Annotated in this window: 21 protein-coding genes and 1 tRNA gene; 11 read left to right on the forward strand and 11 right to left on the reverse strand. The window is 57.7% G+C overall.

The annotated features are described in order from the left end of the window. Positions 1–27: 27 nt before the first annotated feature. The 3 genes from HRF49_04575 to HRF49_04585 all read right to left on the reverse strand — a co-directional run bounded on the left by HRF49_04575 (position 28) and on the right by HRF49_04585 (position 3,159). On the reverse strand, positions 28–468 hold the full coding sequence (locus tag HRF49_04575) for a hypothetical protein (GenBank protein MEP0813920.1): 441 nt from the start codon (positions 466–468) through the stop codon (positions 28–30). A 93-nt stretch (positions 469–561) separates the two neighbouring features. Continuing rightward, positions 562–1,053, reverse strand: a complete 492-nt coding sequence (locus HRF49_04580; GenBank protein MEP0813921.1) for a hypothetical protein — start codon at positions 1,051–1,053, stop codon at positions 562–564. Between the two features lie 108 nt (positions 1,054–1,161). Continuing rightward, positions 1,162–3,159 (reverse strand): hypothetical protein, encoded by a 1,998-nt coding sequence (locus HRF49_04585; protein MEP0813922.1) that lies wholly within the window; start codon positions 3,157–3,159, stop codon positions 1,162–1,164. A 187-nt stretch (positions 3,160–3,346) separates the two neighbouring features. On the opposite strand from HRF49_04585, the gene HRF49_04590 reads away from it, so the two are divergent. Continuing rightward, a complete protein-coding gene (locus HRF49_04590; protein ID MEP0813923.1) occupies positions 3,347–4,363 on the forward strand; it encodes a hypothetical protein in 1,017 nt (338 codons plus the stop codon). 27 nt (positions 4,364–4,390) lie between these two features. Here HRF49_04590 and HRF49_04595 read toward each other — a convergent pair whose 3' ends face one another. Further along, positions 4,391–5,326, reverse strand: a complete 936-nt coding sequence (locus HRF49_04595) for a methyltransferase domain-containing protein (GenBank protein MEP0813924.1) — start codon at positions 5,324–5,326, stop codon at positions 4,391–4,393. Between the two features lie 156 nt (positions 5,327–5,482). Between HRF49_04595 and HRF49_04600 the strand changes: the two genes are divergently transcribed. The 4 genes from HRF49_04600 to HRF49_04615 all read left to right on the forward strand — a co-directional run bounded on the left by HRF49_04600 (position 5,483) and on the right by HRF49_04615 (position 8,889). Beyond that, positions 5,483–6,067, forward strand: coding sequence for a hypothetical protein (locus HRF49_04600; GenBank protein MEP0813925.1), 585 nt, complete (start codon positions 5,483–5,485; stop codon positions 6,065–6,067). Positions 6,068–6,130: 63 nt separating this feature from the next. Then, entirely contained in the window at positions 6,131–7,153 is a 1,023-nt protein-coding gene (locus HRF49_04605) for a hypothetical protein (protein ID MEP0813926.1), read from the forward strand. A gap of 137 nt (positions 7,154–7,290) precedes the next feature. Then, entirely contained in the window at positions 7,291–8,505 is a 1,215-nt protein-coding gene (locus tag HRF49_04610) for a hypothetical protein (protein ID MEP0813927.1), read from the forward strand. Between the two features lie 54 nt (positions 8,506–8,559). Then, the gene (locus HRF49_04615) at positions 8,560–8,889 is read left to right on the forward strand and encodes a hypothetical protein (protein MEP0813928.1); all 330 of its coding nucleotides are present in this window, start codon (positions 8,560–8,562) and stop codon (positions 8,887–8,889) included. Here the strand turns inward: HRF49_04615 and HRF49_04620 are convergent. The 6 genes from HRF49_04620 to rpsF all read right to left on the reverse strand — a co-directional run bounded on the left by HRF49_04620 (position 8,886) and on the right by rpsF (position 13,899). Next, complete coding sequence (locus HRF49_04620) at positions 8,886–9,512, reverse strand: hypothetical protein (GenBank protein ID MEP0813929.1); 627 nt, start codon at positions 9,510–9,512, stop codon at positions 8,886–8,888. The genes HRF49_04615 and HRF49_04620 overlap by 4 nt on opposite strands. Before the next feature lie 9 nt (positions 9,513–9,521). Further along, a complete protein-coding gene (gene purD / locus HRF49_04625) occupies positions 9,522–10,940 on the reverse strand; it encodes a phosphoribosylamine--glycine ligase (protein MEP0813930.1) in 1,419 nt (472 codons plus the stop codon). Further along, complete coding sequence (gene dnaB, locus HRF49_04630) at positions 10,937–12,418, reverse strand: replicative DNA helicase (GenBank protein ID MEP0813931.1); 1,482 nt, start codon at positions 12,416–12,418, stop codon at positions 10,937–10,939. The genes purD and dnaB overlap by 4 nt, the downstream gene beginning before the upstream one ends. Before the next feature lie 329 nt (positions 12,419–12,747). After that, positions 12,748–13,278, reverse strand: coding sequence for a 50S ribosomal protein L9 (locus HRF49_04635; protein ID MEP0813932.1), 531 nt, complete (start codon positions 13,276–13,278; stop codon positions 12,748–12,750). Positions 13,279–13,304: 26 nt separating this feature from the next. After that, positions 13,305–13,532, reverse strand: a complete 228-nt coding sequence (locus HRF49_04640; protein MEP0813933.1) for a 30S ribosomal protein S18 — start codon at positions 13,530–13,532, stop codon at positions 13,305–13,307. A gap of 4 nt (positions 13,533–13,536) precedes the next feature. Continuing rightward, positions 13,537–13,899 (reverse strand): 30S ribosomal protein S6, encoded by a 363-nt coding sequence (gene rpsF / locus HRF49_04645; protein ID MEP0813934.1) that lies wholly within the window; start codon positions 13,897–13,899, stop codon positions 13,537–13,539. Positions 13,900–14,072: 173 nt separating this feature from the next. Between rpsF and HRF49_04650 the strand changes: the two genes are divergently transcribed. Continuing rightward, a complete protein-coding gene (locus HRF49_04650; GenBank protein ID MEP0813935.1) occupies positions 14,073–14,705 on the forward strand; it encodes a hypothetical protein in 633 nt (210 codons plus the stop codon). 123 nt (positions 14,706–14,828) lie between these two features. Here HRF49_04650 and HRF49_04655 read toward each other — a convergent pair. Further along, a tRNA-Pro gene (locus HRF49_04655) sits at positions 14,829–14,903 on the reverse strand. 246 nt (positions 14,904–15,149) lie between these two features. Here HRF49_04655 and miaB point away from each other — a divergent pair. From miaB to HRF49_04680, 5 genes are all read left to right on the forward strand, one after another. Further along, positions 15,150–16,589, forward strand: coding sequence for a tRNA (N6-isopentenyl adenosine(37)-C2)-methylthiotransferase MiaB (gene miaB, locus HRF49_04660; GenBank protein ID MEP0813936.1), 1,440 nt, complete (start codon positions 15,150–15,152; stop codon positions 16,587–16,589). A gap of 37 nt (positions 16,590–16,626) precedes the next feature. Beyond that, positions 16,627–17,157, forward strand: a complete 531-nt coding sequence (locus HRF49_04665) for a DUF899 family protein (GenBank protein ID MEP0813937.1) — start codon at positions 16,627–16,629, stop codon at positions 17,155–17,157. A 155-nt stretch (positions 17,158–17,312) separates the two neighbouring features. After that, the gene (locus HRF49_04670; GenBank protein MEP0813938.1) at positions 17,313–17,519 is read left to right on the forward strand and encodes a type II toxin-antitoxin system HicB family antitoxin; all 207 of its coding nucleotides are present in this window, start codon (positions 17,313–17,315) and stop codon (positions 17,517–17,519) included. Positions 17,520–17,814: 295 nt separating this feature from the next. Next, complete coding sequence (locus tag HRF49_04675; protein MEP0813939.1) at positions 17,815–19,269, forward strand: FAD-binding protein; 1,455 nt, start codon at positions 17,815–17,817, stop codon at positions 19,267–19,269. A gap of 303 nt (positions 19,270–19,572) precedes the next feature. Beyond that, positions 19,573–19,913 (forward strand): MEDS domain-containing protein (locus HRF49_04680; GenBank protein ID MEP0813940.1); only part of this gene is annotated, 341 nt, incomplete at its 3' end.

Genomic DNA, 19,913 nt, shown 5'->3' on the forward strand with positions numbered 1-19,913 from the left:
CGGTATCGCTTGTGAAAGCAATCGCGTTTACCACGCGTAAAGGCTGCTGTATAAGATTGCAAACAGGAATACCCCAAAACCGACTATCGCGATGCCCACTATCCTAAGTGCGGAGTTGCTTTCTGCATTAAAGGAGCTTGAACCTGCGCCTTGCGAGAAAACTCCAAGACCGAGAAAAATAATAAGCAAAGCTATTATCGAATAACCGATTGGATTTTCCTTGAGATTGAGCAGAGGAGCTTCATAGAATTTGGGAATTGCCCAAAACAAGGTCACTCCGAGGCCTCCCAAACCGATAATTGCCGCAAGAAGTCCGGATTTGCGTTTCGATTCTCGATCCGCGTCGCTATAGGAGAATCTTGCTCCGGCCAATAGCGAAATCCCCGCAAAGGAGATACCGCCAAAAACAAACAATGCCAAAGCAAAGGCAAGTGAAAAAATGTCTCCTCTATCGCCTAAGTAACTCACGCGCCGATTTTACCACCCCCGGAAAAAGCGGCGGCGCGGCCACCGCATCGCGATGGACGCGCCGCAAATCTAACGCAGGCTTGAAAGGCGGGGCTAGCTTCCGCCGAAGTGCCAGATGAACCCGGCCGAGATCATGTTGTCGATGCTGCCCTCGTCCGGATCGAAGAAGTGGTCGTAGGTGGCGTTGAAGCTGACGTTCGGCTGGAAGTAGTAGATGAACTGGACGTTCGCGCCGTTCTCGGTGAAATTGTTGCCCGCGTCGTCCTCGATGTCGATGTACGTGTACCCGACGGCAAACTTGGTGGGCGACGCCTGGCGGCTGAAGCTGCTCCTGCCGCGCTGCTGGCCGAAGGGAAGCACGTAGTCGGCGCGGAACACCCACGCGTCGTCGAAGCCGTCGTCGTCCAGGAAGTACAGGTTCCAGGTGCCCTGGACCAACCAATTTTCGCTGGAAAGCTCGACCGTCGGGCCGTTCAGGCTGCCTATGCCGAAATTCACGTTCGGCCCCGATCTGCCCTGGCAGAAGCCGGGCGATGCGAACAACAAAACGGCAGCTAAAGCCGCCGCAACTGCGAGAAACCGCATTCCACACCTCTCCACAGTCAGGATTGGGAATTATAGCATCATTCGCCGGCCATGCGTCGTCAAATCTCCCGCGAGAAATCCGCCGGGCGGTTCAACAGCAGCTTCCGGCTACCCGCCCACGACAACGATCGCCTCCTGGCTGGGCGCGCCAAGCGTGCGGCTGAACCGGTCGTACGGGTACACGACGTAAGTGTGCTCGCCGACGGGCGCGGTCCAGTCGGTGTAGGTGACCGTGGGCCAAAGCTCGATCAGGTGCGTGCGCTCCGGGTAGGGTTCGAGACTGACGGCGCCGATCGCCTCGCCGTCGCGGAAGACGTAGTATCCCGTGACGCGGGAGAGGTAGTTGAGGGCGATCGGGGTAACATCGGAAATATCAACAAAACCGTCTCTTCCGCCGTCTATCTGGCTGTCGATGTCATCGTTATTTCCGTCATTGGCGCTTTCCAATAACCTCCATGCCAGCGGCATAAAATCAGCCATGGTTCCGATGAAATCGCCATTGTAATCTCCGCGGACCGAGGCGCGCCAATTGAGAACAACATGGTTTTGTGCTGAATCGAATAATGCATTCAATTCGCCTCCACCATGGTATGGAGCTCTTGGAGTCATCGGCTCCGCGGCCGGCAATCCCGACGACCTCCACTCAAATGGCGCTGCCACGACGCGCAAAGGAATTCTGTCCGGGTTCGCCATTCCTCTTTCGTAGCTGTACGCCAGCAGGTTATCGGGCTGTCTACCATCAATGGCAAAGTCGTTGATTATGAAATCCCCCAAAAACACCAATCCATTCGATTGCACGGATTCGGGAAAAAAGCGGAATTGCGTTATCGTGGTTTTATCCTCAATAATTTCCAGCCAGGTTTGGACGGCCTCGTTGTCGGAAACATACGAATGAGCCTGCTGCATTCCGGACGCCGAAATGGAACCGGAGTACTCAAGAATAATCTCGTACGCCGGAATGCCGCCATCAAATTCGTTCGCGCACACGATGAAGTCCACTTTGCCTGGAACTCCGACTTCGACAGCGTCGATCCAAATTGAATTAGGCCCCGAAGTCGGAGCACTGACCACGGCGTAACTGAAATACTCCTTGTCAATTCCGTACTTGTTGCTTACTTCAATGTAGCCGCCAAATACCCCTCGTTCAATAAGCTCGACGGATACGTTTGCCGCGTCAGCCGCGAAAGGAGCAGCGCCTGAGCCGAAATGCCATTCGTAGACGAGCGGCGGAGTACCTGTCGAATCGACCGAGAATTCCAGGATATCGCCTGGAGAACCGGCCTTGTTGAGATAGTTTCCGCCCATTATTTTCGGCCTGGCCTTGACCGCAACCGGATCGCTCGGGGCAAGCAACATACCCTCCCGATTGCGGGGTACAATCCATACGAAATTCGGATATTCCGTAAGTTCGAATTCATAACCGTCAAGCATTGCCCTGGGCTCGCTTACCGGGGATTTTGCCGGTAATTCACCGAGTATCGTGCCGCCGGGTTTATCATCGGAATAAGACGCATAGACCACATAGCTTGAAATCGTCGTGCCGAAATTCAATGCGATGGCAGTAATGTCGCCGATTCCAACCTCCCCGCTTCCGTCGTCGTCCAACCACCTCAAATAAATGTAGTCGCCTTCAACACCGTTGGAATCTGAACCGAAATTGGCCGCAATCGGAGTCAAGTCACCGATTCCCACTTCGCCGTCCAAATTGTAATCTCCACGGTTGCTGTACGACCACCTGATTCTGTCCGTTGTCGCAAACAACACTGCATCGGTTACCTTTCCGGAATAAGCAACAGCGGAAGCGGACTTATTCGAAAAGCGGTTTTCCATAAGCTGCCCGACCAACTCCGCCCGCAGCATCGCGAATGCTTTTTCATCCACCCCATCCGGCGGCGTGTAGCTTTCCACCTCCTCCAGGATGTCGGACAGCGGACGCGCCGCGGGTACCGAAACGTCTTGCGCGGAAGGCGACAAAGAGCCGGTTTCCGCGAATTTCCGATCGGGAGTTTTTTGCGGGAGCGCGCCGCTTATGCGCCGCTCACCGCCGGAGCATGAGGCGAACAAGACCAAGGCCGCCAGGAGGGCCGATGAGTACCGTACTTTCATTTCATCCTCCTTGAAATCTTCGGGGAGGCGGGGGGAAGGACAGCCTTATTTTACCCCGAAACGCCGGGATTTCAAGCGCGAAATCCGGATTTCGGCCCGTTTCGGAAAAAAAAAATATGGCGCAGCAGTTGCGAAAAACCGGAATTTGCGGTATAATCGAAACAGCCCGCTGGATAAGGAGGCTGTGATGTTCCGGCATTATTTTTATACCATTTTGGTCGGAATTCTTGCGCTTTCGTCATGCTCGGCGGGAAGCGCACCCGCCCCGCAAACCCCTAGCGCGCCGCCCGCGGCGGCAGTTTCGCCCGATTCCATGCGCCACGGCGCGGACGGCGAAACGATGGCGCTGCTTTTGGCCGAGTTCGACCGGATCCGCGCGCAGGCGGAGGCCAATCCCTCTCCCCCCCCCGACGTTCCGGTGCATTTCTTCTTGGACGAGTACGCGTCCGTAGTCAGGATCCTTTACCCCAACGTCGGCGACTACAACCTGGACGGCGAGGTGGGGATCTCCGACCTATCGGTGCTGGCCGCCCGGTTCGGGGCGAGCAAAACCGACGGGGACAACGACCTTTTGGACATGTGGCTCGACTCGGACGGCAGCGGGGACGTGGGCGTGGGCGACGTGACGCTGGTCGCGCTGCGGTTCATGTCAAAACTCGAAGGATTCAAGGTCTGGAACACCCAAAGCAACTGGAGCAGGCTCCTTCCGCCGCCCCCCGCACCGGAGGATCAACAAAGCCTCGGCTACTTCGAGTTCAACCCCGGCATGCTGGATGATGGTTTTTCGATTTACCAAATACTGCCGTCATTGAACGATGTTTACTGGGCTATCGAGGCGGTTTACAGCGGGCCGCGCCGCCCGGAAGTAATCATGCCGGAAGATCGGATTATCAGGTGGGACGGGTACGAAATAATTACCGAACCGGAAACAAACCAACGAATCGCGGTGGAAAGCGGGAAGGTGAACGTAATTCTTTCATTCCCTTACAAGCTGGGCTCGCCGTTGTTCCAAACCTTCCTTTCGGAAAAAGGCGCCCGCGCCTTGTCCGCGGACATGGAAGACCGGTCGTTCAAAGTTCTGCTGCCTCCGGACATTTCCATTCTGCAGGCGGTCGCGGACTGGCCAAATGAAAAGCCGGACATGTTCTACGAAGTCTCGCCAATCCGGGTTTTCGGCGGCGGGGACATCGAATTGGACGGTTAGGGCAAAGCCGAACCAGCCTGCCGCGGATCAGGACTTCCTCCCCGCGCAGATGCATACCGTGTGATTTCCCACCCATGTGAGCGTGCCCGCGGCAAGCGCTTCGAGCGCCTTGTTCTGGCGCGCGATCCGCTCGTCCCAGAACGCGTCGAACCCGGCCTCCGTACCGCCGCCCGCAACATACTCGCTTTTTAGCTGCGGCAAGAACTTGCGGCACTGCTCCTCGGACAGTGTAATGCGCAGGTTATCTGCAAGCGCAAGTTTTTCTTCCGTGTCGTACGGAGGGATAAGCGCGAGCATCCGGTCGCTTTTGCGGAAGAAAAAAACATCAAGTCCCGCATCGGTGAAAAACGCGGGCATCCGGCGCGCCACCGCGCTGTCGCCCTGCCCCGCGGCAATCTTCCCGCGGTAAAGCGTCGCCGCATACTCGAATTTGCGCGCCGCCCAGCCGTAGTCCACTTCGTCCGATTCGCAAGCGCTGTCCCAGCCCGCAGGAAAGCTGGCGAAGTTGTCCGGCTCTATGGCGAAGACTATTCCGCCCGGCGCGGTCGCACGCGCCATTTCCGCGACGGCTTTGCCCGGCTCGGTCAGGTGAAGCAGAACCGTCGAACATCCCGCGATGTCGAACGCGCCGTCGCCGCATCCGAGCGAATAGCAATCGCCGCGTTCGAAGGCGACTCGCCCGACCAGTCCCCGGGACTCGCATTCCTCGCGTGCGGAAGCCAACAGCGCGTCGCTTGTGTCAACGCCCCTGACCCGAAGCTCCGGATTGAGCCTCGCCATTTCAAACGCAAGAAATCCCGCGCCGCATCCCGCATCCAGCGCGGCGCGGGCGCGACCGATCTCCAGGTGCTCCCGGAACACCCAGTCAAGCCAGTCCCAGTTGAACAGCCATCTCCGCTGGTCGGTGATGATGCGGCGGTAATGCCCGCTCGACCAATCCACATCTACCGTCGGCTCGCGCAAGAAACACCTCCCGGCAACCTCGCATTCAAGCGGGCCGCCGCGCTGATTATATGCCGCGAATTTATGCTATACTGCAGAAGTGATACGCGTAGCATTTCCGCGGGGCTGTGAATTCTCCCCTGTGCGGGGGCGCGGGGGAAGCTTGGGGGTTGAGGTATGCCGGTTAAGTATAAGGAGAGCATCTGCCCGAAGTGCGAGGGGCAAGGCGTGCTCTACTACACGACGACCAAGTTTTTCGGCCTGGTGAAGAACGAAGTCGCGTACGCCTGCACCGAGTGCGAGGGACGCGGCCGGGTGCGCGGCGAGCCGTTCTGCCCGGTATGCGACGGCGCGGGGCTGATTGGCAACGAACGCGAGCTTTGCCGCACCTGCAACGGCACCGGAACCGGGGACGAATTCCGGCATGTCCCCCGCGGAATGCTTGCCGCGGGAAATTCCTTCTCCCGCCGTTGCGACAAATGCAAGGCGGAAACTCTGCACGAATTCGTGAGCGACATCGAAACGAAAGTGATCACGACGACCTGGGAAAAGGACGAGTGGAAGCGGCAAAAAGACGAATTCGAACGCATAAAAATCGAGTGTTCGGTCTGCGGCCAGAGCTACTATGCGAAGCTGGACAAGTACTTCCATTCCGAAGGCGGTTATGTCGCGTCCGGAGATGGAGACGATGATGAAAGCAAAGCGGGGAAAAAACGCCTTTGGGGGCAGGACTTCAGCTCGCCGAGCGAAATTTTCAAGTAGAGCAAAGGCGCGTCCGCGCGTTATATAATTGGTTTTCCAAAAATCTCGGGTAAGGGGTGTTTCATGAGGAGCCTTGCAATTTCCATTGTGATAGTCGCCGCTTTGTGCGCGTCAGCCCATGCGGCCACGGTGTCGGTGGACAAAGAAATCTACAAACTGGGGGAGAAAATTCGCGTTACTTTCACGGATCCCGGTGCAAATGCCGGCGCATGGATAGGGCTGTTTGACGCCTCCGTGCCCACCGATCCGTACACAGACGCGGACGATTACGACCGCGATTACGCATACACGGGCGGAAAAACATCCGGAGTTGTCGAGCTTGACGCCGTTGACACGGGTTTCTTCCAGGTACGGTTCTTCGAGAGAGACGCGGATCCGGATATACCTGTGGCATCGTCCGCCACGTTCCAAATTTCCACGGAAGGCGGACGGATAGGAGATCCCACCGTCGCGTTCGACAAGCCGGTCTACAAGCGCGGAGAAAAAGTCAAACTGACCTTCACATTCAATCCTTCGCTGCCCGACGGCGCTTGGATCGGATTGTTCAAGAATTTCAGCCCGCTGGATGGAAGCGAAGATCCGGACGATCACGATATTAAGTACGAGTACGTCTCGGGCCGCACTTCGGGCGTTTGGGCGTTCGACGCGCCCGACGAACCCGGTTATTACGTCGCAGCCATAATCAGCGGAGATTCCAACGAGTGGACGCCGTACTGCAGAGTGAGGATGCAGGTCACTCTTGACGGAAAGACGGCGCTTCCGGTGGCCGATGACCGCAATCCGCTTGCGGCTTCGGCGGTGCGGGTACGCGCCGGCGACGAGATTACAATCGCGTACAAAACGCCTCTCGGAGTCAAGAGCAGCGCTTGGCTGGGGCTTATTCCCGCGAGCGTCGGCTCGCTTCGCGAGCAGGACAACGATGCGGCAGACATCGACTACATTTACGTAAAGGCCGGCCAGTCGTGGTACTGGACATTCCACTCCCCATCGCAGCCAGGCACTTACGTTGTAAGGCTGTTCCCCGCGGACGAAAACGACGCGTATGCGATCAATCAGGGCGTCTATTTCGAAGTGGTGCCCAGGTAGAGTCCGGCGCGCACTGCCAATTTCGCACCCATTCCCCTCCGATGGGAGCGGTCCGGCCGGCGCAATGAATTACATATAATCCTGCGGCGGGTCAGCGAAAGTGCGGCGGAGAAGTCGTTTGGGTATAATACTCGCCTATGTCTTCGTCCACTTCATCGAAATACGTTCCCGCCGCGTTCGCGGCGGCATTTCTTGCCGTTCTCGCGCTTGCCGGATGCAAGCCGGCGGACGGCGACGGCCAGGCTCAGGAGAACGGCCAGATATCCAAGTCCGAAACATCTGCGAATCAGCAGCCCCTCGCCGGGGACGACTTCGACTGGACAACGGTGCATTTCAAGCGACCGGTGACCGTCCTGCATACATGGCCCGAAAATATGCGTGTTCCGCCGATTGCGGCCATAAATTCGACAGGCAGCCGACTTGTTTTCGCGGATGAATCCAAAGAGGTTGCCGGAGGCTCGGCGGTATGGCTGATGAACCTGCCCGGCGGCGAAAAACGCAAGCTTTTCGACGTCGAAGGCGCCGTGTTCAACTTGATTCTCTCAGATACAGGCAAGGTTTTGTTCTGCGTCAGCCTGCAAGGGGGACAGCTGTACTCGATCGAAGAAGGAAAAGTCTGGGCCAGGGTGGACTACGAGGATTGCAAAGAAGTCGTGGCATTGGGGCCGGGCGGCAACACCATGACTTGCTGGGGAGGAGGTACCGGCACCCTTCGGCATTACAGCAAGACTTTCAATCTGCTTTCGGTTGAGCCCTTTTGGGAGGATCCACTGCCTTCGGATTCCAAGGACGTTTATTCCGGAAAAAGCGTGATTTTCCTTCCTGATTTAGCGATCACCCAAATAATAGTCCAAGTGGGCACAAAGGAAAATCCGAAGTTCACACTGCTCACACTCAACACGAGCCAAAAGCAGTACTATCGCCATCATCAAATGACCTATGCTTACCTGGTGGGCGGGGTGCTCAATAAAACCGGCGAGATTTACAGATGCCTGCTGGCGCAGCCCGAAAATTGGCGCGGCAGAAACTCCGAGGGTCATGTTCCCCTGACGCACAGGCTGATTTTCAATACGGCGGACATGAGTTACAAGTCCGAAACGATAAAGCCCTTTTCCGATATTCCGCTTGCAATGGACAGGCTGGCTGAAATCGCGCTTGTGGATACGGCGGACGGCTCGCTGACGGCATTCAAGTTGGACGACGGCTCCACGGTGGCGACCGTGCCGGCTCAACAGCTGGGAGAGTGCAAATTTGTCGCCGCAGCGGGCGACCTGGGCGGTTTTATCGCGATTTGCGGCAAGGAGTTGCGCTGGTACGACCTGGACAAATTCGCAGTGAAACCTGCAAAGTAATTTTAAGGATGTAAGGCCAAAGTCGGACATTGGCATTTCATCGGGAAATGAACGATGTACATGGTTCGTGAAAACAGGGGCGGTCTTTCGTGCCTGATTGTGAGAGGCTCGATTTCAGGCTCGCAAGGACAAGCCCTGGTGACGAAAGTGCTCGATTGCGCGCGCACCGGAGTCCAGGCCGTCGTTATTAACCTGGACGAATGCGAGGCCATTACAACCGATCTCTTCAGTGCGTTTTCGACAATTCGCAGGGAATTGTCGCGGCGCAATGTGGAGGTTTACCTCGACCGGGTAACCGGGGCCAACAGGACGATTTACGAGAGGTTCCCCGACCTTTTCGACGTGCCGCTGGCTCCCGAAGAAATAAGCGAAACCGAGGGCTAAATGCCGGGGTCGAGGGTGTAAAGAATCGTGTAAGCGGATAGGCTACCCGGCTCGCCGGCCGAAAAATCGAATTCGACTATATCCGGAGTCATCACACAGAATCCGTCGTCGCTGCAATACGCGGCCGCAACATCGAATGAAATCTTTCCGGAACTTCCCGGCTTCACCCCGGTGACCTTGAACTTGATCGATTCGGGAATGTCGGCGCCTTTCGAAAAAGTCAACTCCGCCGGCTCAATCGTCACGCCTTCAGGTTTTTCTTTTACTTTCAATGTGAGCGGCACCGCGTCGTCGTTGTAATGGCAGTTTGCCGCAAGCACAAATTTCATTTCGATTTCACCGCCGGACGAGGGATCGAATGTGGGCGTTGTTCCTTCGGGCAGACCCTCGAACTTCCACATTTTTTGTGACTCCGGCGCAGGCTCTTCCCCTCCGTTTCCGGAAGGAGTTGTATTATCGTCGGCCGTCGCGGGCACTTCGCCGGGCGAGCCAGATGAGCCGCCTCCGGGCGCCACTTCCGTCGCGGGCTCGTCGGGCTGCGACTCGCCACTTCCACCGCCCGGGCAGGCGGCCATAAGCAGGCAAAGAGCAATCAAAACTAACAGTACTGAAATGTTGCGCATTTCGTTCTCCTAGCGCAGTTTGGCGATATCCTTGCGAAACTGCATGCCTTTGAATTTTACGTTGCCTACCGCGTCGTATGCAAGCTTTCTCGCGGCGGAGAGCGATGCGGCGCGCGCGCTTATCGCCATGACCCGGCCGCCCGATGCGTAAAGCGGCTGGTGTCCAAGCTTCTCGTGTTCCTTCGTGGGCTCTCCCAAGGTCACGCCCGACATGAACACGCTCACTGGCGGCATGCGGAATGGATGCATATAGAGCACCGTATCCTCCTCGCCTTCCGGTTTCACGCCGATGCGCTGATTGAGTGCCGGAATCTTCTCCAAGCCGCCGATTGGAACCGGCGCACTCTTGCCCGTCGGATATTTTTCGGTCGCGAGAACGACGGTGACAACGCTCTCGTTGCTCCATATAGGCCTTGCCCGCACCAATCTGCGGTTCGCGCACAGCTCCAAAAGGGCGGACAAATCGCTTCTTATGAGTGGAAGAATGGCCTGAGCTTCAGGGTCGCCCATTCTCACGTTAAATTCGAGCACCTTTAGTCCATCCTGGGTAAGCATACAGCCGAAATAAATGAATCCGCAGTATTCCAGTTCCTCCGTTTTCATTCCCTCGATGAACTTCGGCAGAATATTGCCGTTGAAATCGTCCAAGACTTCTTTTGTGGCGAAAGGGGATGGAGCTATGGCGCCCATCCCTCCGGTGTTCGGCCCCTTGTCCCCGTCGAGCTGGCGCTTGTAGTCTGTCGCGGCCGGAAACGGCAGGTAGGTTTCGCCGTCGAAAAGGCCGATGAAGCTGATTTCCTTGCCGGACAATCCCTCTTCGACAATCACGCGCGAACCTTCCGTTCCAAAAATCTGCTTGTTCATCAGATTGTCAAGTGCGGATCTAAGCTCGCGCTTGCTCCCGCATACGAAGACCCCCTTGCCGGCGCACAATCCATCCGCCTTCACCGCAACGGGGAAAGGTAGCGATGCGCCGTACTCCAGAGCTTTGTCAAATTCGTTCGCGGCGAAATAGCGGAATTCCGCCGTCGGGATATCGTACTTCTTCATAAACTTTTTTGCGAAGGACTTGGACGATTCCAGCTTGGCCGATTTTTTGACCGGGCCGATCACCCTGATTTCGTTTTTCTCCAAATAATCAGCGATACCATCGGCCAGCGGGCCTTCCGGCCCGACAACCACGAGGTCGATTTTCTCTCGCTGAATCGCGTTGACAAGTTCTTCTTTCTGGTCCGGCTGAAGGTGGACGCACCTTACACGCGCGCTGTATTTGCCCTCCAGCACTTGGCCGAATCCGCTCACGATATGCGGGTCGTACACGCCATAGTTTATTTCGGTCGTGTATACGCGCTCAACCTGCTTGGACAACATCAACGTGTTTGCGATTGCGCATTCGCGCCCGCCGTTGCCAATTATCAGTAATCTCATGATTTGCCTCCCGATTTCCTCCCGCCGCGGTCGGCAGAAAGAAAATAATCCCACGTGCTGGGCACAAATTTACAGTACTCGCGCATGAAAAGAAGCGGGCAGTCGCCCACCGGACCGTTCCTGTTTTTGGCGATGGAGCAGAGCATGTTGTCGGTGTGCTTTTTGGTCGTCAGCCTGCGCTTGATTTTCTGTGCGTAGTCCGGCGCGTTGATTGCGGGCGCGGATTCTTCCTCGCCCTGCGGTATCCAGTGCGAAAGGAACATCACGACGTCCGCGTCCTGCTCTATCGAACCGGATTCGCGCAAATCGTGCAGCATCGGCCGCTGCTCCTTGCGCGATTCCACCTGGCGGGAAAGCTGGCTGCACGCCAGTATCGGCACGCGCAAGTCCAGTGCGAGGTTTTTGAGGCCGCGCGATATGGCGCTTACTTCCTGGACGCGATTTTCGGTTTTGATACCGCTGTACATCAATTGAAGGTAATCCACGATTACCAGCGCTATCCCGCCGTATTTGCTGACAACGCGGCGCGCCGTATTCGCCACCTGGCGGACCGTCAAGGCGCTCGAATCGTTCATCAAAATTCTGCTTCGCGAAATGTTACGGATGCTCTGCGAAAGCATTTGCCACTCGTTGTCCGCCAGCTCGGCGCTTTCAATTCTCCCGATGGGCAGCTTGGATTCGGACGCCACCATCCTTAGAGCGAGCATTTCGTTCGGCATTTCCAAGCTGAACAAAAGCACCGGCAAGCCCTGAGGATTATTCGCCGCAACGTTAAGCCCGATGTTCAGGGCGAGACTGGTTTTACCCACGCCCGGCCTTGCCGCTATTATGTTCAAGCTGCCGGGATGAAATCCGCGAAGCAGTTCGTCAATGTCCGGAAAGTTTGAGCGTACCCCGGCGTAATAAGGCTCGCCCGGCCTTTCCAAGCGAAAGTCGTGAATGCTAGTGATTTTCTCGATAAGCTTGTCGAACACGCCTCCAAGCTCCGAGTAGCCTTTCGCTTTTCCGAACTTTGATATTTCCAGTATCGCCTTCTCCGCCTGGTCAAGTATTTCCTCCGGCGAATCCTGCTGTCCAAACGCGCTTTCGATGATTTCCGTGCACGTACGGATGAGGGCGCGCAGAGTGTACTGCTCCTGCACGAGGTAGGCATGGTGTTCCGCGTGGGCGGCGGTAGGCGCGGCGGAAAGAAGCGACGCGACGTATCCCGCACCCCCGACTTTTTCGAGGAGCCCCTTGCGCTTAAGCTCGTCAAGCGTCGCGGGCAGGTCGCTTTTTAAACCGCGTTCGTACAACGAAACGCAAGCTTCAAAAATTATTCCATGCTGGTCAAGATAGAAACTGTCCGGCCCGATTATTTCCCTCACGGCTGGGAAAATGTCCGGATCCAGCATAATCGCGCCCAGCACGGCCTGTTCGATGTCAGGATTCTGCGGCGGTATCCGTCCTTCGAAAACCGATTCCCTAACCCGAGTCAATCTAATCTCCAGTCCGGCGACCCGTGAAAATTGCACCGCAGGCGGAACAAATGAACATTGAAAATCCCCCTGGCGGTCGCCCCTGTTTTAGCGCATCGGAGGTGGCGAATCAATACGGTTTCCTGGCAAGCGAAATTTTCGGCGCACTCTTCAACCTTCGCTCTCACTTCCTAAGACTTCCCGAACAAGTTACAAACACGTTAGGTTTGCAAAAGCGTCTGACGCAAAAAGAACCTTATTGCGCGACTCGAACACGCGCGCGAAATAGCGTCGGACTTCATAGGGTTGGACAACCACGCTGGAGAAATTTCCGATTTTCGAGCCGACAACTATCCTTCAGCAGGCGATGAAGATTCGTCCGGTGCGGATGCAGCATCGGAGGCGGCTGCCTGCGCGATATCGGATTCGCGCTCGTCTTCGGACTTAATCACAACCTTGATTTCACCCTTGATTTCGGACGACGCGCGCAGCTCCACAACGTATTCCCCCAGGTGCTTAATCGGCGAGGCGAGCCGGACAAACTTGCGATTCAAATCTGTGCCAAACGACGCCTTTAGTGCGTCGCTGACGGTCTGGTTCGTCACGGCGCCGAAAAGCCTGTTTTCCTGGCCGGCCCGCATATAAATCGTGATCGACTTTCCGGTAAGACGCTCGATGATTTCTTTCTCTTCCTTGAGACGAGCGAGGCGTCGCTCTTCTCCGGCCTTTTTGATCTGGCCGATGCGGTTCAATACGTCGGGGCGGGCAAAGTCCGCGAGCTTGTTCGGGATAAGCCAGTTACGGCCGTATCCCGGCTTTACCGTCACAACTTCCCCGGCTTCGCCGAGATTGTCCACGTCGTCCAACAAAACTACCTTCATTGCAATCCTCCGTGCCGGCCCCGGCCTTACCTGTTGACGTAAGGCAAAAGAGCCATGAACCTGGCGCGCTTTATCTCGCGCGCGAGTCTGCGCTGGTACTTCGCCGATACTCCGGTGCGCCTGCGGGGAAGAATCTTCCCCCGGTCGCTTATGAACCGCTTGAGAAGCATGACCGCCTTGTAATCGATGGGCAGGTCTGGCTCAAGCTTGAACGGACAAGACTTGCGGGCTCTCATTTTTCCTGGCGTTTTCATGTCGCTACCCCTGTGCCTCCACCTTGGAAACTTTGGTCCGCGCCTTGCGCCTGGAAGCCTTTTCCACCTTCTCGGTGTAGTCCGTCACAAGGAACCGAAGAACCTTGGGATGGTATTTGAGAAGGTAGTTGAGATCGGGCACGATTTCCTTCGGCGCGCGGAACCGGTGAATAACGTACAGGCCGTCCTTGAACCGATCCACAGGATAGGCGAGATGGCGCTTCGCCCATTTGTCCGTGCGGTACAGCCGCCCGTCGTACTGCGCGATGAGCTCCTCGACCTTTTTTGCATTCTCTTCAATCTCCTCGGCCTGGGTCTCGGGATTGAAGAGAACCATCACTTCATATTCCTTATTCCTGACTTCCACGACATACCACCTGAGAATTTGGCGAACCGGGATAATAGCAGAACCGGCGGGCGCGCGCAATACCATGGCCGCCCAAGGCTGAATTACCATTCCAAAGCCCCGATAGTTGAATCAATGCCCTTTTCGGCAGGTACAGATAGCGTTTTGTGCCGCAATCCGAAAGGAGGAATGCCTTGAAATCCCAAGCCATCGCCGCGCTCGCATGCTCGTTGCTCATTACGTCCGCCCTACCCGCTTCGGCGGCTCCGCCCGCCCCGCCGCTTTCGATAGACATCATCAACGATTTCTATATGGAGAGGAGCCCCGTGTACGACTACCGGCTGCTCATTCCCGGCTTCGGCCCCGGCCAGGTGCAACTTTCGTGGGACCTCGAAACCTGGGAGCCGGCGAGCGCAGGCTACCGCTGGCCGTTCCGCCCGGCGGAAATCGTGAAGGCGAAAATCCAGCCGCGCCTCACGGTCGGGATCGACACAAATTCGGACGGCCTGGACGTGCCTTGGATAGGCGCACAGACGCTGATCGTGGCGAAGAAGTGGGATCTGTTTTCCGCCGCGCGATTTCCGACAAACGACACGCGCTGCGGCTTTTTCAACGAGCTTGCTGTTGAGGGATTCCGCGTCGACGACTGGTCGCTGCGTGCGAACGTGATCGAGACGCACGCGGCCGGGCGCGCTCCGGGATGGTCGGCCGGGCCGGAGCTTATGTATTGGAAGCACCCGGTGCAGCTTCGGTTCGCGTGGTTCGATTCGATGAACGACCGCGGGCGAAACGAGTGGCGGTTCTGGTTCGTCATCCCGGTCGCATAGCAGCGCTACGGATTCCGCGGATAGCGGGGATGGGCCGTTGGCCGTGAGCAAGGGATTCCGCGCCGTGCAGCCGGAGAAGTCCGCCTTGAAGCGGGGACGAGCCCCCGCGCGGCCGGGCGGAAATCGGGGCGGCGAGATTCGAACTCGCGACCTCTTGCTCCCAAAGCAAGCGCGCTAACCGGGCTGCGCTACGCCCCGAAGGAAGTGAAATTGTAGCATTGGGGGATGGGCTAAGCCGCGACCCCCGGATCGCGGTCGCCGCGCCCCGCTTTGCTACCATAATCCCCCGTCGGCGGGGTACCAACCATGCCGGCGGTTCTCGCGGCTTTCCCGGATATGTCAACAACAAATGAAAATTCGGTTGCGGAAGTCACTAACCCGCTCGGCGCGGGTGTGGCTGGCGCGCGCGCAACATCCTCAGCCCTAAACGAATCGGCGGGCGAATTGAGTGAATCGACGTCCGGAGCGGCGCGAGGCGCAACGCAAACGCCCGCGTTCACCTACTGCTTCAAGGTTTTCGGCTGCCAGATGAACGTGGCGGATGCGAACGATCTGGAACTCACGCTGCGGCTGCGGGGCGGTTCGCCCGTCGAAACCGAGGCCGACGCCGACCTGGTGCTGGTCAACACGTGCGTCGTGCGCCAGAAGGCGGAAGACAAGGCGTACTCGTATATCGGGATGCTCAAGGCGGTGAAGGACGCCCGGCCCGGCGCGTTCCTGACGGTGATGGGATGCCTGGTGCCGAAAAGCCGGGAGCACCTTGCGGGGCGGTTCCCGTTCGTGGATTTGCTTGTGGATTACAGCGCGCCGGACACGGTGGTGGAGGCGCTGGACAACTCGTTTCCGCCGATGCGCGACAGCGGGGGCGCGGGCGCGGCGATACGCGACGCGCTGACGGCCGACCCGCGCGTGCTTTCCGGCGAGGCGAAAGTCGACGAGTTCATGGGCGCGCCGGAGATAGGAAGCGCCACCGCGATTAGCGAGCTTAAGAAGAGCGGCCTCGTCACGATAATCCGCGGCTGCAACTACCGCTGCACGTACTGCATCGTGCCCAAGGTGCGCGGACGCGAGATTTCGATTCCGCCCGAAGTGATCGTTGCGGACGTGAGGCGCAAGCACGAGATGGGCTACCGGATGATCACGCTGCTTGGCCAGAACGTTCTTACTTACGGCGACGACCGCGAGGGCTGCCCCGATTTCGCGGGGCTGGTCGAGCGCGTGCTGGACGAGACGGAAGTGCCGTGGCTGCATTTCCTCACGTCGCATCCTAGGGATCTTTCAGATGAGTTCGTGGCGCGGATTTACAAACACGACCGCATGCTCAACTCACTGCACCTGCCGTTCCAGGCGGGGAGCGACCGGATACTGAAACGGATGCTGCGGCTGTACACGCGCGATTATTTTTTGTCGCGTGTCGACGCGGTGCGAAGCGCGCGGCCGGATATTTTCCTTTCGACGGACGTGATTGTGGGATTCCCCGGCGAGACGCGGGAGGATTTCGAGGAGACGCTTTCGATGATGCGGCGCGTGCGGTTCAACGACGCGTACATGTTCAAGTTCAGCCCGCGCGAGGGCACGCCCGCGACGCGGTTGCCGGACGAAGTGCCGGAGGCGGAGAAAAAGGCGCGGCTGGCGGAGCTTATCGCGCTGCAGCACGAGATCGGCCGGGAGGAGAACCGCAAGTACGTCGGACGGAAGTACCGCGGACTCGTCGAGGATGTAGGGGCGGGCGGCGGCTCGCGCAAACCAACCGCGATCGTCCGGCTGCCGATAAACAAGCCCGCGGTCGTCGCGGACGCTCCCGATGATTTGGCCGTGGGCGATTGGGTGGACGTAGAAGTCACGAACGTGCGCAACTCGACGTTCGACGCGGAGTTTGTTTGAGCCGCAAGCGAAATTTCACCACCATTGGAGAGCCGCAATGAAACCCGAAACCCGCGTCAAGAAGCTCAACGAAAAGATGGAGAAGCTGCACGCAGAAATCGCCGAGGCGTACAAGCAGCTCTCCGGCACGCCGGTGCAGGACTATGCGCTTACCGACCGGAACGGAAAAAAGGTTAGGCTCTCGAAGCTGTTCGGCAAGCATGACAAGCTGGCGCTGGTGCACAATATGGGAAGGCAGTGCCCGTACTGCACGATGTGGGCGGACGGGTTCAACTCGCTGTATCACTATGTCGAGCGGCGGGCTGCGTTCGTCGTCGTCAGCCCCGATCCGCCGGAAATCCAGAAAGCGTTCGCCGAAAAGCGCGGGTGGAAGTTCAAGATGCTCTCCGCGCATGGCACGACGCTGTTCAAGGATTTGGGTTTCGAGTTCGAGGGCAAGCCGTGGCCCGGTTTGAGCACTCTCTACAAGGGAAAGGACGGCGGGATAATGCGCCACGCGTTCAAATACTTCGGCCCCGGCGACGGGTTCTGCAGCGTGTGGAGCTTCTACGAAATGCTGCCGGAATAAAGATAATAAGCCTTGAATTTCAGGCAGCATTCTAATCTTGGCCAAGTATAATCCCCACAGTGGCCGCGCCCGATTGCCGCAAGATCGAATCCGAGCTTGTCCGCGCGCTTTCCCGCGACCGCTTTTGTTGACCGGTTCGGGGTATAATTGAAGCGATGAAGCTTCTCGTTACCATTGAAACCGACGAAGTCGGCTGGATCGTGGCCGAGTGTCCAGCGCTGCCGGGATGCGTTTCCCAGGGCCGCACTCGCGAAGAGGCGCTCGCCAATATTCAGGACGCCATAAAATTGAGCATTAAGTCCCGAAAGGAACTTGGACTGCCCCTTCCCCCTGAAACGGACGCCATCGAGGTTGCTATTTAGGTGGCGCAACTTCCCATTGTCAGCGGGAAAGCCGCTGTAGCAGCTTTTGTTCGCCTTGGCTGGAATATACATCGCCGCGAAAGCACACATATAAGTCTTGTTAAAAAAGGTTAGTCGGTTCTGCTCGCCGTTCCGGATCACAAGGAAGTTCGCAAAGGGACGCTTCGTACTTTAATTCGACTGGCCGGAATTTCGGTTGATGAATTTCTAGAAGCACTTGGGAAGAAGTAAAATTCCTCTCCAACAGAGTTGCAAACTTTGAAATCCAGCTCGATGGCCGCTGTATACTTCCACCGTGCCAATGCCCGATTACCGCAAAATCGAATCCGAGCTTGTCCGGGCGCTCGCGCGCGACCGGGTTTCTTCGTCGCCCGAAATCAAAGTGACGCACGGGTACGACGCGTCCCGGCTGCGCGGGAAGCCCGACGTCGTCTGCTGGCCGTTTTCTACGGACGAAGTCTCCGCGATCTGCAAAGTCGCGTCCGCGCACGGCGCGCCGATAGTCGCCCGCGGCGCGGCGTCGGGGCTGACCGGCGGATGCGTCCCGGAGCATGGAGGCATCGTCGTGGATTTCCTGCGGATGAACCGGGTGCTTTCGGTAGATCCTGTTTCCGGATGCGCCGTCGTCGAGCCGGGAATTCTGGTGGACGATTTCCAAGCGCACCTTGCGCCGAAGGGGATGTTCTATGCGCCGGACCCGGGAAGCTCCGCGTACGCGACCATCGGCGGGAACATCGCGGAAAACGCGGGCGGGATGCGCGCGGTCAAGTACGGCGTCACGCGCGATTCGGTGCTCGCTCTCACCTGCGTTCTGGCCGACGGAAGCGTGATCCGCACGGGCAGCCGCGCGCACAAATGCGTCGCCGGCTTCGACCTGACGCGGCTCATCTGCGGAAGCGAAGGGATGCTTGCGCTTATCACCGAAGCCGCGCTCAAGATAATTCCGCTGCCGAAGTTCACCGCGACCGTGCTGGCGGGATTCGACAGCGAGGGAGCCGCGCTGACTGCCGCCGCGCATGTCTGCTCCGAAGGCGCGCTGCCGCGCGCGCTCGAATTCGCGGACCGGAAATGCATCGAGGTCATAACCGGAAGAGCCGTTCCGCTTGCGGCAGCGTCCAGTGGCGAGCCGCCGAAACCGATTGCACCCGCTCCCGTTGCGCCGCTTATCGGCGGGGACTGGAAGGCATTAATACTTGCGGAGACCGACGGCGCGACGCGGGAATCCGCCGACGCGGAAATGGCGCTCGTCAAAACGGTGATGGAAAAATACGGCGCGCGGTCAATTTTCCAGGCGGCGGATGCATCCGAGCGGACGAAAATCTGGAGTGCGCGCAAGACGCTGGCGTCCGCGCTGTACAACGTCGCGCCCGTAAAGCTGAACGAGGATATCGCGGTGCCGCGCGCGGCGCTCGCGGAATTCGTCGCGAAGTCGACCGCCGAAGCCGAGAAGCGCGGGCTGTTTTTCTGCAACTACGGCCATGTGGGCGACGGCAACCTTCACGCGACGGTGATGCTGCCGGACGACCGGACCGAAACCCGAGCGCCCGCCGAGGAACTGGTCGCATTCGTTTTCAGACTGGCGCTGGATCTGGGCGGGACTATTTCGGGAGAGCACGGAATAGGGATGACAAAACGGCCGTTTCTTTCCTGGGAAATCGGAGAGGCCGAGTTGGACTTGATGCGCAGAATTAAATCGCTTTTCGATCCGCAAGGGATATTGAATCCCGGAAAGCAGTTTCCGGCATCATGAAAAACCGCGTTTTTCGAAACCTTGTGTTAATATCGGGTCGTGCCGCGGGCGCACAATCCGACGCGGTTTATGCATGTTGCCCGAGCCGGGGCCGAAGCACGGAGGAATCGGAAACGGAAATGGCGATGCGCAAACCGGGAAGTCGGGCGGTATTGGCGGGGCGGATTCGTTTGATTTGCCGCGTTAATTCCGCAGCTTCATATATTTAAAAGTGTCTCATTGACGAGAATCAAGTTGAATTCGACTCAAGCTCAAATAAGCTCGCCAAAATTGTCCCAAGCGCAGAAACGCGCGGAGGAAGGAGTGAAACAGGGTAGAAGTAACAACGGGAGCTTTTTGGAGGCTATAGCCGGGATAACCACGCACGATTACGCGTGCCTTATCTGCAAAACGCGCGATGAAATGGCGGATGCGGTGGCGCCGTTTGTGGCATGCGGCCTGGCGGCCGGGGATGCGTGCCTTGTGGCCTCGGACAAACGCGCGATTACATCCATCCAAAAAGCGCTGCCGGCGTCGCAATTTAACGCCGTGCGCAAAAAAAAGCAGTGCGATCTTGTCACCGTTACAAAAAGAAGCGAGTTGTTCGGATCGGAAAAGTTCAATCCGCGACAAGGGATCAAGTTTCTTGCTAAGGCGCATTCCGC

Source organism: bacterium (assembly GCA_039961635.1).
In the GTDB taxonomy this organism is placed as follows: Bacteria; 4484-113; 4484-113; order JAGGVC01; family JAGGVC01; genus JABRWB01.